This window comes from Mycobacterium sp. IDUB_39 (assembly GCF_055419205.1).
On sequence record NZ_JBVAXF010000002.1, the window covers coordinates 783,991 to 798,839 of the forward strand.

General features: G+C 66.6%; 1 protein-coding gene (running past one end of the window). It reads left to right on the forward strand.

Features of this window, described 5'->3' with window-relative positions:
* Positions 1-14,849, forward strand: partial view of a non-ribosomal peptide synthase/polyketide synthase gene (locus ACZY0X_RS10030; protein WP_463769894.1) — the 5' portion only. 9,562 nt of this gene lie beyond the right edge of the window; the window shows 14,849 of its 24,411 coding nt (coding positions 1-14,849); it begins with the start codon at positions 1-3; its stop codon lies off the right edge, out of view.

Here is a 14,849-nt window from a genome sequence, read left to right on the forward strand (position 1 = left end):
ATGGAATGTGACAGCGGGACCTTTCCGCTCACGCGAGGTCAGCTGGACATATGGCTTTCCGAGGAAACCGGCCGTGCCGGCGCCAAGTGGCACAACGGCATGCTTGGTCGAATCGAAGGCTCACTCCAGCCTGCTTTGCTTGAATCGGCGACCCGTCACGTGGTTCGCGAGGCCGAACCACTGAGAGCCACCTTTTTCGAGGTTGATGGAAAAGTCTTCCAAAGGCTGCTTGATTATCCGGACGTTGAGCTTGCGTATTACGACCTCTTAGGCGCGCAGGACTCCGTGCAGGAAGTCAACCGTCTAATGGCATCGATTCAACATGCTCCGATGCCGCTGAGCGGGCCGCTGTTCAAATTTGCGTTAATGCAGACGCGGCCAGATGAATTCTATTGGTTCGTGTGCTGTCACCACATAGCGGTAGACGGCATCGGCATGGCCATGATTATTCATCGAATTGCGGAAGTTTATTCTGCAATTGCCAACGACGCCGCGATTCCTCCTCCTATTTTTGGCTCGCTGAGAAACCTGATCGACAGCGAGTTGGAATACGAGTCCTCCGCCGACTACTCGGATGATGAGGCCTACTGGGCCAAGAATGTTCCGCTCAACGGCGAACCAGGTTATGGGCTGCCGGCCAGCACCGCGGGCCGGCTCAGTGAGTACGTGCCTTCCGCGCCGGTTCGACTGGATCCATCCGTCGTTGCCAAGACGCGCGAGCTGTCACACACGTTGGGAGTACGGCGCGCCTCGGTGATCACCGCGGCGTGCGCGTTGCTCGTGCGTGGGCAAGTCGCTGGGGCCTCTGAGGTCGTGCTCGATTTTCCGGTGAGTAGGCGTGTGCATCCAGAAGCGCTGATGGTGCCCGGGATGATCTCCGGGGTTGTGCCACTGGTGTTGAAGACGTCACCGGAGTCCTCGGTCGCGGGCTTTTGCGAACATGTCGACACCCAGATGCAAGAGGCGCTGCGGCATCAGCGGTTCCCGGCGCGCGCTATCGAGAACCAGGCGCGGTCACAGGGCTCTGGTCAGCCGTCCGATCGGGCAACCATTAATTTCATCCCCGCGATCCCCTTTGCGGATTTTGCCGGTGCTGCTGGGTCGGGGGCTGTGACCCACACCGGCCTCACGGATCAGTTCGGGCTGGTCTTCACCAAGGACGGCGAAGAGCTCTACCTCGGCACGTCGGGTGTTGGGCAGCTGTTTGCCGACTGCGATGCGCGTGATCTAGCGGACCGATTCGAGCGAGTGTTGACGGCGATGACGGCCGATCCCGGGCAGCTGCTCTCGGCGATCGATGTGGTCGACGCGAATGAGCACGCCCGCCTGGATGCGATCGGCAACCGCGCGGTGCTGGCCGAGCCGACACCGGATGTGTTGTCGATTCCGGAGCTGTTTGAGGCGCAGGTGGCTCGCACTCCGGAGGCGGTGGCGGTCAGTTTCGACGGTCGTGACGTGTCGTATCGCGAGCTGGATGAGGCTGCGAATCGGTTGGCGCACTTGTTGGTTGCTCGCGGTGTGGGTCCCGGGCAGCGGGTGGCGTTGTTGTTCTCGCGCTCGGTTGAGGCGGTTGCGGCGATCCTCGGGGTCCTGAAGACCGGGGCGGCGTATGTGCCGGTCGATCCGGCGGTGCCCGATGCGCGGATGCAGTTCGTGCTCGCCGACGCCAAGCCCGCCGCGGTGATCACCACCGCCTATCTGGTGAATCGGTTGGACGGGCACGAGTTGCCGGTCATCGATGTCGCCGATGCCGCGTTGGCGAGCGCGCCGAGCAGTGCATTGCCTGTGCCGAGTGCTGACGATATCGCGTATCTGATCTACACCTCGGGTACCACGGGTGTGCCCAAGGGTGTGGCGATTCCGCACCGCAATGTGACGCGACTGTTGGACGCGATCGATACCCGCCTGGAGCTCTCAGCGGGCCAGGCGTGGGCGCAGAGTCATTCGTTGGCGTTCGACTTCTCGGTGTGGGAGATCTTCGGCGCGCTGCTGCATGGTGGGCGGCTGGTGGTGGTGCCCGAGTCGGTGGCGCGGTCGGCTGAGGAGTTCCACGCCTTGTTGGTCGAGCAGCACGTCGGTGTGTTGAGCCAGACACCATCGGCGTTCTACGCGCTCCAGGCAGTCGACGCTATGCAACCCGAGCTTGCGGGTCAGCTCGGTGTCGAGGTGGTGGTGTTCGGCGGGGAGGCGCTCGAACCGCAGCGCCTGAAGCCGTGGTTGGAGAATCATCCGGGCTCGCCGCGGTTGATCAATATGTACGGGATCACCGAGACGACGGTGCATGCCTCGTTCCGCGAGGTGCTGCCGGCCGATGTCGACAGCGTGGTTAGCCCTATCGGGGTGCCGTTGGCCGATCTGGCGTTCTTTGTCCTCGATGACTGGTTGCGGCCGGTGTCAGTGGGCGTGGTGGGCGAGTTGTATGTGGCCGGTGCGGGTTTGGGCTATGGCTATGTGGGCCGGGCGCCGTTGAGCGCGACGCGGTTCGTGGCGTGTCCGTTCGAGGAGTACGGGACACGGATGTATCGCACCGGCGATCAGGTGTGCTGGGGCGCTGACGGGCAGCTGCAGTACATGGGTCGCGCCGACGAACAGGTCAAGATCCGCGGGTATCGCATCGAGCTCGGTGAGGTCCAGGCCGCTCTGGCCGGGCTCGGCGGGGTCGAGCAGGCGGTGGTGATCGCGCGCGAGGACCGCCCCGGCGACAAGCGCCTCGTGGGCTATGTGACCGGGTCTGTCGACCCCGCCCAGGCGCGCGCCACGCTGACACAGCGCTTGCCGGGCTACATGGTGCCGACTGCGGTGGTGGTCTTGGATGCGTTGCCGCTGACGGTCAACGGCAAGCTCGACAAGAAGGCGCTGCCGGCACCGGAGTACACCGATGTCGATCACTACCGCGCCCCGAGCACACCCACCGAGGAGATCCTGGCCGGCATCTACGCCCAGATCCTCGGGATCGACCGAGTCGGCGTCGACGACTCATTCTTCGAGCTGGGTGGCGACAGCATTCTGTCGATGCAGGTGGCGTCGCGCGCCCGTATCGCTGGCTTGGTGTGTCGCCCGCGCGACATCTTCGTCGAGCAGACCGTCGCCCGGCTGGCTGAGGTGGTCGGTAAGGCCGGCAGCGCCGGTGGCGTGCTTGACGAGGGCACCGGGCCGGTGGTCGCGACCCCGATCATGCGGTGGCTGAGCGGCCTGGAGAACGCGGCTGGCTCGCTGAATGAGTTCAACCAGACGGTGCTGCTGCAGGCACCGGCTGGGGCGACCGAGGCCGACGTGGTGGTGATGCTTCAGGCCCTGCTGGATCGGCATGCCATGCTGCGGCTTCGGGCCGTGCGCGACGGCGCCGATGGATGGTCATTGACTGTGCCCGAGACGGACTCGGTCGACGCGCGCAGCGCACTGATGTCGGTGCACACGCTGACCGATGAGGCTCTGGTCGCGGCGAGGTCGCGGTTGGATCCCGCCGCGGGCGTGATGGTCAGCGCCTTGTGGGCATCCGCCACGGGCGAGTTGGCGGTGATCGTTCACCATCTGGCCGTCGACGGGGTGTCGTGGCGGATCGTGTTGGAGGACCTCAGCATCGCCTGGGCCCAGCATCGCGACGGACTACCCATAGCGCTGCCGGTGGGCGGGACGTCCTTTGCCCGATGGGCCGAGCTACTGACCGAGCACGCATCCCGTCGCGAGGTTCTGAGCCTCGCGGACTCGTGGAAGCAGATTGCGTCGGTCGCTCCCGTGCTGCCTGCGGCGCTGCCCGCGGTTGACACCCATGCCAGCGCAGGGCGGCTCTCGGCGGAGTTGGATGCCGAGACGACTCGCATGCTGCTCGGTGCGGTACCCGCGGCGTTTCACGTTGGGGTTCACGACATCTTGTTGATCGCGTTCGGGTTGGCGGTGAGCGAGTTCCTGGACAACCCCGACGCACCCATCAGCATCGATGTCGAGGGCCATGGGCGCGACGAGGAACTCGCGGCCGATGTCGACCTCTCGCGCACGGTGGGGTGGTTCACCGCCAAGTACCCGGTGTCACTGGACTTTCGGGATCGCGTCGGCGGGTTGCGCTGGGCGCAGGTCGTGGCCGGTGATGCCGCGCTGGGTGGGGTGATCAAGGGTGCCAAGGAGCAGCTTCGGGCTCTGCCCGACGGCCTGACCTACGGTCTGCTGCGTTACCTGAACCCCACGGCCGATCTGGCGGCGGCCGACCCGCAGATCGGGTTCAACTACCTGGGTCGCCTGGGAGCCGCGGCCACCGATCTCTCCGAAGACGTGTGGCGGATGTCCCCGGACGGTCTGTCAATGACCGGCGTGGCCGGGGCGATACCCATTGCCCTGCCGCACACCGTGGAACTCAACGCGGCCACCATCGACACCGACGCCGGCCCGCAATTGCGGGCCGACTGGACGTGGGCGCCCTCGGCGCTCGACGACCGGCAGATCACCCGGCTGTGCCAACTCTGGTTCGACGCCTTGGCCGGCCTCTGCGCGCATGTGCGAAGCGGCGGGGGCGGTCTGACGCCGTCTGACATCGCCCCGGCCCGACTGAGCCAGCAGCAGATCGACCAACTGGCAGGCTATTTCGCGATCGCAGACGTGCTGCCACTGACCCCGTTGCAGCAGGGATTGCTCTACCACGCCAGCGCCGCACAGGGTTCCGGCGACGATGTCTACGCAATGCAGCTGGATATCGCGTTGAGCGGCCAGCTCGACGCACACCGGCTGCGCGACGCCGTGCAGACAGTGATCAGCAGGCATCCACACCTGGCTGCCCGATTCAGCGAAGAATTCGACGAGCCGGTGCAGATCATCCCGGCTGATCAGGTGGCCGCCTGGCGCTACGTCGAATTGGACACCTACAGCGGCGATGTCGATGAGCAGATCGAACGGATCTGTGTCGCCGAACGCGCGTCGGTCTGCGATCTCGCCGATCAGCCCGCCTTCCGGGCCGCCCTCATCCGCACCGCGGACGACCGGCACCGGTTCCTGCTCACCGCCCACCACATCGTGCTCGACGGCTGGTCGATGCCGATCCTGCTGCAGGAGATCTTCGCCAGCCTCGGCGGGCAGCGGCTGCCCGCGGCAGCGTCGTATCGCAGGTTCGTCACGTGGCTGGCCGAACGGGATCGCGATGCCGCTCAAGCGGCGTGGCGTCAGGTGTTGGCCGGTTTTGACACCCCCACTCTGGTGGGCCCGTCCGGCCGGGCGGGACTGGGGCAGCGAGGCATTGAGTCCTATCGGCTGCCTGAGGAGATCACGCGATCCCTCGGCGAGCTGGCGCGCTCGCACCAGACCACCACCAACATCGTGTTGCAGGGTGCCTGGGCACTGCTGCTCAGCTCGCTGACCGGACAGCACGATATCGCGTTCGGCACGACGGTATCGGGGCGCCCGGCCGACGTGGTTGGCGCGGAATCGATGGTGGGCCTGCTGATCAACACGGTGCCGGTGCGGGCGAGCATCACGCCGACCACCACCACTGCCGACCTACTCGGCCAACTTCAAAGCGCCCACAACGACACGCTCGAGCACCAGCACCTGGCGCTCAACGACATTCACCACATCGCCGGCCAGGAACGCCTGTTCGACACCCTTTTCGTGTTCGAGAACTACCCGATCGACGCCACCGCAGCGTTGGGCGTCGACGGATTGGGCATCACCGAGTTCAATTTCCGCGAATCCAATCACTACCCGCTTGCGGTGCAGGCCCTGCCTGGCCGCGAAGTGGGCACCCGCGTCGAACGCGAGATGAGCTTGCGCGTCGAGTACGACTCCGACGTGTTCGACCCCGCCGCTATCGAGATACTGATCGAGCGGTTCCAGCAGGTGCTGAGGGCCATGACCGCCGAGCCGGGGCAGCGACTCTCGTCGGTGGATCTGCTCGATGCGGCCGTGCGCGCACGCCTCGACGCGTGGAGTCACCGGGCAGAGCTGACTAGGCCGGCGGCCGAGGCGGTGCCGATTCCGGTGTTGTTCGCCGCCCAGGTGGCGCGCACACCAAACGCACTGGCACTGACCTTCGACGGCCAGTCAATGACGTACCAACAACTCGATGAGGCCGCCAACCGGTTAGCGCATGTGCTGGTCGGTCAGGGTGCGGGCCCCGGCGAGGTAGTGGCCCTTCACTTTCCCCGGTCGTCTGATGCGATCGTGGCGATACTGGCCGTGCTGAAGACCGGGGCGGCCTACCTGCCGATCGACCCGGCGCTACCGGTGGCACGGATTGGATTCATGCTGACCGATGCCGCGCCCATCGTCGCGGTCACCAAAACCGCGCTGGTCGAGCGCTTCGACGACTTTGACGTGACCGTCGTCGATGTTGATGACCTCGCTGATGACGCCCAGCCCAGCACCGCACTACCGGGCCCGGCGCCCGATGACATCGCCTACATCATCTACACCTCGGGCACCACCGGTGTCCCGAAGGGCGTTGCCATACCTCATCGCAACGTACCCGGGCTGTTTGGCGTACTGGGTGCCGAGGTGTCGTCCGGGCCGGGACGGGTCTGGACTCAGTGGCACTCCTATAGCTTCGACGTCTCGGTTTGGGAGATCTTCGGTGCGCTCCTACACGGTGCCCGGCTGCTTGTGGTGTCCGAATCCATGGCTGCGTCGCCGGAGGACTTCCATGCGTTGCTGATCGCTGAACACGTCAGCGTGTTGAGCCAGACCCCCTCTGCGGCAGGAATGCTCTCACCGCAGGGTTTGGAGTCTGCGGCGCTCGTGGTGGCGGGGGAGGCCTGCCCGTCTGAGTTGGTCGACCGGTGGGCGCCCGGACGGGTGATGATCAACGCCTACGGCCCCACCGAGGCCACGGTGTACGCGTCGATCAGCGCACCGCTCACGAGCGGCGCGGTCGTACCGATCGGTGTGCCGGTGGCCGGTGGAGCGTTGTTCGTGTTGGACGCCTGGCTACGCCCAGTGCCGCCCGGGGTGGTTGGCGAGCTGTATGTGGCCGGCCGCGGCGTGGGGTACGGCTATTGGCGCCGCGCGGGTTTGACGTCATCTCGGTTTGTGCCGTGCCCGTTCGGAGAGCCCGGTGCCCGGATGTATCGCACCGGTGATCTGGTGCGGTGGGGCGCCGACGGACAAGTGGAATACCTCGGACGAGCCGACGAGCAGGTCAAGATCCGCGGGTATCGCATCGAACTCGGTGAGATTCAGGCGGCTTTGGCCGATCTCGACGGGGTCGCGCAGGCAGTGGTGATCGTCCGCGAGGACCAGCCGGGCGACAAGCGCCTGGTCGGCTACATCACCGGCACCGCGGACTCGGGCGAGATCCGCGCCCAGCTGGCGCAGCGACTCCCGAGCTACATGGTGCCGGCCGCGGTGATGGCGATTGACACAGTGCCGCTGACGGTTAACGGAAAACTCGACAGACGGGCACTGCCGGCGCCGGACTTCTCCGACACCGATCACTATCGCGCACCGGCCAACCCGGTCGAGGAGATCCTGGCCGACATCTTCGCCCACGTCCTCGGACTCCACCGCGTCGGAGTCGACGACTCATTCTTCGACCTGGGCGGTGATTCACTGTCGGCAATGCGGCTGGTCGCCGCGATCAACAAAGCACTGGATGCCGGCATTGCGGTGCGCGCCCTGTTCGACGCACCCACGGTGGCTCAGTTGGCGCCCCGCATCGGTGAGGGCGGGGGGCGGCTGGAGCCGTTGGTGTCCGGCCCGCGGCCCGCGGTGGTTCCGCTGTCATTCGCCCAATCCCGGCTGTGGTTCCTGGACCAACTGCAGGGCCCCTCGCCGGTCTACAACATGACGGCCGCGTTCCGGATCAGCGGTGCACTTGATGACGAGGCGCTGGGCGCGGCGCTGGTCGACGTGGTGGGACGCCATGAAAGCCTGCGTACCGTGTTCGCCGCACCCGACGGCGTTCCCAGTCAGGTCATCCTTGCCCCTGGGCGCGTCGATCTCGGCTGGGATGTCGTCGATGCCACCGGCTGGCCGGCAAGTCGGCTGCAGGAGGCCATTGACACCGCGGCGCGGTACGCATTTGATCTGGCCACTGAAATCCCTTTGCGAACAACGCTTTTCCGCCTCGCCGACACCGATCATGTCTTGGTGGCCGTACTGCACCACATCGCCGCCGACGGCTGGTCGATCACCCCGTTGGTCGCAGATCTGAGCGTGGCGTACGCCAGCCGGTGTGCGGGGCGCGCTCCCGAGTGGGCACCGTTGGCGGTCCAGTACGCCGACTACACGCTGTGGCAGCGCGCCCAGTTCGGCGATCTCGAGGACAGCCACAGCCGGATCGCCACCCAGCTCGCGTACTGGGAGGGCGAACTCGCCGGTATGCCCGAACGGGTAGCGCTGCCGACCGACCGGCCCTATCCGCTGGTGGCCGATCAGCGCGGTGACACGGTGGCGGTGAACTGGCCCGCCGAGTTGGGGCAACAGGTCGCCCGGGTGGCGCATGAGCACAATGCGACCAGCTTCATGGTGCTGCAGGCGGCCCTGGGAGTGCTGCTCTCCAAGCTCAGCGCGAGTTCGGATGTGGCGGTCGGGTTCCCGATCGCAGGCCGTCGTGACTCGGCGCTCGATGAGCTGGTCGGGTTCTTCGTCAACACCCTGATCCTGCGGGTCGATCTGGCCGGCGATCCCACCGTTTCCGAGGTGCTGGCTCAGGTTCGGGCCCGCAGCCTGGCCGCCTACGAGCACCAAGACGTGCCGTTCGAACTTCTTGTCGAGCGGCTCAATCCCACCCGATCCCTGTCTCATCACCCCCTGGTCCAGGTGGGGTTGGCGTGGCAGAACGTCGCCGGTCACGACCTCAACAATCCTGCTGCCGGGATGACGTTGGGTGATCTGGCGGTCGATCCGGTGCCGGTGGACACCCACACCGCCCGCATGGATTTGAGCTTCTCGCTGGCCGAACGCCGGACCGATGCCGGTGACCCGGACGGCATCGGCGGGACGGTGGAGTTCCGCACCGACGTGTTCGACGCCGACACCGTCGAGACGTTGATCGTGCGGCTGCAGCGGGTGCTGACGGCGATGACTTCCGATCCGACGGCACGCCTCTCGTCGGTGGATGTGCTCGATGACGATGAGCACGCGCGCCTGGCTGAGATCGGCAACTTCGCAGCGCTGATGCGGCCCGCACCCAGGCCGGTGTCGATTCCGGCATTGTTCGCCGAGCATGTGGCGTGCGCGCCCGATGCCGTGGCGATCACGTGCGGCGAGCGATCGTGGACCTATCGCGAACTCGAGGATTCCGCAAACCTGCTGGCGCACAAACTGATCGGGCAGGGCGCAGGACCAGGGCAATGTGTGGTGCTGCTGTCCAACCGGTCCGCCGAGGCGATCGTGGCGATTCTCGCGGTGCTCAAGACCGGGGCGGCCTATCTTCCGATCGATCCGGTGGTGCCCGATGCGCGGTTGGAGTTCGTGCTCACCGACGCGGCGCCCGTCGCCGCGCTCACGACCGCTGATCTGACCGATAGGCTGAGCGGGCGTGGTCTGGTCGTCATCGATATCAGTGCTATCGAGAGCCCCGCTGTCGATGCTCAACCCGGCGCGCCCGTAGCGGCGGCGAGCGCCGATGACGTCGCTTACCTCATCTACACGTCAGGTACCACAGGCGTGCCCAAGGGCGTGGCCATCACCCACCACAACGTGACGCAGTTGCTGGAGTCACTCGATGCCGGGCTGCCCAGCGCGGGCGTGTGGCCACAGTGCCATTCGTTGGCCTTCGACGTCTCGGTGTGGGAGATCTTCGGTGCTCTGCTTCGTGGCGGGCGAGTGGTGGTGGTACCCGAGGACGTGGCGGGTTCACCAGAGGACTTCCACGCTCTGCTGGTTCGCGAACAGGTCAACGTGCTCACCCAAACGCCCTCTGCGGTACGGGTATTGCCGTCCGATGGCCTGGAGTCGGCGACGCTGGTTGTCGTCGGTGAGGCCTGCCCGCCTGAGGTGGTTGATCAGTGGGCGCCCGGGCGGGTGATGATCAACGCCTACGGTCCCACCGAGACGACGATGTGTGTGGCGATCAGCGCACCCCTCACACCTGGGCTCGGGGTGCCGATCGGGTCCCCGGTGCCCGCGGCCGCGCTGTTCGTGCTCGACGAGTGTCTGCGCCCGGTGCCCGCCGGTGTGATCGGTGAACTGTACGTCGCCGGTGCGGGTTTGGGTTATGGCTATGTGGGACGGGCACCGCTGAGCGCGACGCGGTTTGTGGCGTGCCCGTTCGGCGGGCCAGAGGTGTCCGGAAAGCGTATGTACCGCACCGGGGATCTGGTGTGCTGGCGCCCCGACGGGCAGCTGCAGTACCTGGGTCGCGCCGACGAACAGGTCAAGATCCGTGGCTATCGCATCGAACTCGGTGAGGTCCAGGCGGCTTTGGCCAGGCTGGACGGTGTCGAGCAGGCGGTGGTGATCGCGCGCGAGGACCGCCCCGGCGACAAGCGTCTGGTCGGCTACATCACCGGGTCAGCCGATCCGGCCGAAGTGCGTACCGATCTCTCCGAGCGGCTGCCGGCCTACATGGTGCCCGTTGCGGTGGTGGTGCTGGACGCGTTGCCGATGACGGTCAACGGCAAACTCGACACCCGCGCCCTGCCTGCTCCCGACTATCGCCATGGCTCTGGGGATGGCGACTCCTACCGCGCCCCGGTCGATGCCGTGGAGGAGGTCCTGGCCGACATCTACGCCGAGGTACTGGGGCTGGAGCGCGTCGGCGTCGATGAGTCATTCTTCGACCTGGGCGGCGACAGCATTATGTCGATGCAGGTGGTGGCCCGGGCTCGAGCGGCTGGCCTGGTGTGTCGCCCGCGCGACATCTTCGTCGAGCAGACCGTGTCCCGGCTGGCACGGGTGGCCGCAGTGACCGGCGGTGCAGTTGGCGGAGGCGATGAGGGTGTCGGGCCGGTGCTGGCCACGCCGATCATGCGGTGGCTGAAGGACCTGGATAGCGCCGATGGCCCCGTGGATGAGTTCAACCAGACGGTGCTGGTGCAGGCGCCGGCTGGGGCGACCGAGGCCGACGTGGTGGTGATGCTGCAGGCTCTGCTGGATCGGCATGCCATGCTGCGGCTGCGCGCTGTGCGCGACGGCGCCGGTGGGTGGTCATTGACTGTGCCCGAGGCGGGTTCGGTCGACGCGCGCAACGCTCTGGAGTCGATTCAGACACTGACCGATGAGGCGTTGGTGGCGGCGAGGTCGCGGTTGGACCCGGCCGCCGGGGTGATGCTGCGCGCGCTGTGGGTGGCGTCGGCGGGTCAGTTGGTGGTGAGCATTCATCACCTCGCCGTCGACGGTGTGTCGTGGCGGATTCTGCTGGATGACCTCAATATCGCCTGGGCTCAACGTCGTGGTGGGCGACAGGTGGCGCTACCAGTGCCGGGGACGTCGTTCCAGCGGTGGGCGTCGCTGCTGGCAGACCATGCGTGCAGTCCGGAAGTTGTGGGCCAGGCCGATGCGTGGCGACGGGTGGCGGCGACGCCGGCTGCGCTGCCGGCGGTGCAGCACGAGGTCGACACCCAGGTGAGTGCCGGGCGCTTCTCGGCCGAGTTGGATGCAGAGACCACCCGCATGCTGCTCGATGCGGTGCCAGCGGCGTTTCACGCTGGGGCGCAGGACATCATGCTGATCGCGTTCGGTTTGGCGCTCGCTGAGTTCCTGCCCAGTGGCGGCGGGCCGATCGGGATCGATGTCGAGGGCCATGGGCGGCACGAAGAACTCGCCGGTGAGGTTGACCTCTCCCGCACGGTCGGGTGGTTCACCACCAAGTACCCGGTGTCGCTCAACAGAAGTGGGCTGTCCTGGGCGCAGGTGGTGGCCGGCGACGCGGCGCTGGGCGCAGTGATCAAGAGGGCCAAGGAGCAGCTTCGTGCCCTGCCCGACGGCCTGACCTACGGTCTGCTGCGGTACCTGAACCCCGATGTCGACCTTGCCGGATCTGACCCGACGATCGGGTTCAACTACCTGGGACGGCTGGGCGGCGCCGCCGCCGAGGCATCCGAGGACCTGTGGCGCATGGGCCAAGACGGCTTGTCGTCCACCGCCGCGGCTGCGGCGATACCCATGCCGCTGACCCACACGGTTGCCCTCAATGCCGGCACCATCGACACCGGCACCGGACCACATCTGCACGCAGACTGGACATTCGCGCGCTCGGCGGTCGATCACGGACAGATCACCCGTCTTGGCCAGTTGTGGTTCGAGGCCCTGGCCGGCATCTGCGCGCACGTGCGAAATGGCGGCGGTGGATTGACGCCGTCGGACATCGCCCCTGCCCGGCTGGGCCAGCCGCAGATCGATGAGCTGCAGCGGCAGTACCAGATCGCCGACGTTCTGCCGCTGACCGCCCTGCAACAGGGGCTGTTCTTCCACAGCAGGACCGCGCACGACACCGACGACGATCTGTACGTGGTGCAGCTGGACATCACAGTGACCGGCGCGCTCGATGCGCACCGGCTGCGCGACGCGGTGAACGCGGTGGTGGTTCGGCATCCCCACCTCGCGGCCCGCTTCTGCGACCAGTTTGACGAGCCCGTGCAGATCATCCCGGCTGATCCCGAGGCGGGCTGGCGGTATGTCGAACTGGGTTCAGCCCAGGTCGAATTGGGCACCGCCGAAGCTGAGGCGCAGATCCAGCGGGTGTGCGCCGACGAACGCGCTGCGGTCTGCGACCTGGCCCACCCGCCGGCGTTTCGGGTGGCGCTGATTCGCACCGCACCAGACCGGCACCGGTTCGTGCTCACCAATCACCACATCGTGCTCGATGGCTGGTCGCTGCCGATCCTGCTGCACGAGATCTTCGCCAGCTATCGCGGGCAGCGACTGCCTGCGGCCACGCCGTATCGCAGCTTCATCAGCTGGCTGGCCGATCGCGACCAAGCTAGCGCTCACGCGGCCTGGGGTGAGGTGCTGGCCGGTTTCGAGGCCCCCACTCTCGTTGGCCCACCCCAGAAGTCAGGGCTGGGGGAGCGCGGCATTGCCTCGCATTGGGTGTCCGAGTCGACGACTCGGGCGCTCAACGAGCTGGCCCGCTCACATCACACCACCGTCAACACCGTGCTTCAGGGCGCCTGGGCGGTGCTGCTCAGCTCGTTGACCGGCCTGCATGATGTTGCCTTCGGCGTCGTGGTCTCGGGGCGGCCCGCCGAGGTGGCAGGCGCGGAATCGATGGTTGGTCTGCTGATCAACACCGTGCCGGTGCGCGCCGACATCACGGCGGCTACCAGCACCGCCGAGTTGCTCGACCAACTGCAACAATCGAACGCTAAAACCCTTGAGCACCAGCATCTTGCGCTCAGCGAGATTCATCGCATCACCGACCACGACCGACTGTTCGACACGCTTTTCGTGTTCGAGAACTACCCGGTCGACGCCAGCGCATTGTCGGGCGCCGACGGGTTGACCATCACCGAGTTCACCAGCCACGAGTCCACCGACTATCCGCTGACGATGCAAGCCATACCCGGTGACGAACTGCGCCTGCGCGTGGAGTACGACACCGATGTCTTCGACGTGGCCGGAATCGATGCCCTCGCCAAGCGTTTCGAGACGGTGTTGGCGGCGATGGCCGCCGATCCCAGGCGCCCGCTGTCGGCAGTGGATCTGCTCGATGAAGCTGAGCGGACCCGTCTGGATGAGATCGGGAACCGGGGGGTGTTGAGCCACTTGGCGCAGCCGGCGTCGGTGCCGGAGCTCTTTGGCGCGCAGGTGACGCGTGCCCCGGAGGCGGTGGCGCTGGTCTATGGCGACCGGTCGATGACCTATCGCGAGCTCGATGAGGCGGCCAACCGGTTGGCGCACTTGCTCGTCGCGCGGGGGGCCGGCCCGGGCGAGCGGGTGGCGTTGATGTTCCCCCGGTCGATCGACGGTGTCGTGGCGATCTTGGCGGTGCTCAAGACCGGTGCGGCCTATCTGCCCATCGACCCGGCGCTGCCGGCAGCCCGCATCGAGTTCATGGTGACCGATTCCGCGCCCATCGCCGCGGTCACCACGACCGTGTTTACGTCTCGGTTCGACGGATTCGAGTTGCTGGTCCTCGATGTCGCGGATCGTGACGTCGCAGCCCAGCCCAACACACCACTGCCTGCGCCGGCGCCGGATGACGTCGCCCACATCATCTACACCTCGGGGACCACCGGCATGCCCAAGGGCGTGGCGGTCACTCAGCGCAACGTGACTCAGCTGTTCGACTCGCTGCAGATCGGGGTGCCGCTGGAGCCGGGGCAGGTGTGGACGCAGTTCCACTCGTATGCCTTCGACTTCTCGGTGTGGGAGATCTGGGGTGCGTTGCTGCACGGGGGCCGCCTGGTGGTGGTACCCGAGATGGTGGCCCGCTCACCTCAGGAATTCCACGAGCTGCTGGTACGCGAACAGATCACGGTGCTGACGCAGACCCCGTCGGCAGTGTCGATACTGCCGGTGGATGGCCTGGACGGGACGACGTTGGTGATCGGCGCCGAGCCCTGCCCGCCTGCGTTGGTGGACCGGTGGGCGCCCGGGCGGGTGATGGTCAACGTCTACGGACCGACCGAGACCACGATGTGGTTGTGTGCCAGCGCGCCGCTGTCGGCGGGATCGGGGTCTCCGCCGATCGGCTCACCGACGGCGTGGGCGGCGTTCTTCGTACTGGACGAGTGCCTGCGCCCGGTGTCCGAGGGTGTGGTCGGCGAGCTGTACCTGGCCGGTGCCGGTGTCGGAGTGGGGTATTGGCGTCGCACGGGGTTGACCGCGTCGCGATTCATGGCGTGCCCGTTCGGAGAGCCCGGCACGCGCATGTATCGCACCGGAGATCTGGTGCGCTGGCGTGCCGATGGGCAGCTGGATTACTTCGGCCGTGCCGACGAACAGGTCAAGATCCGCGGGTATCGCATCGAACTCGGCGAGAT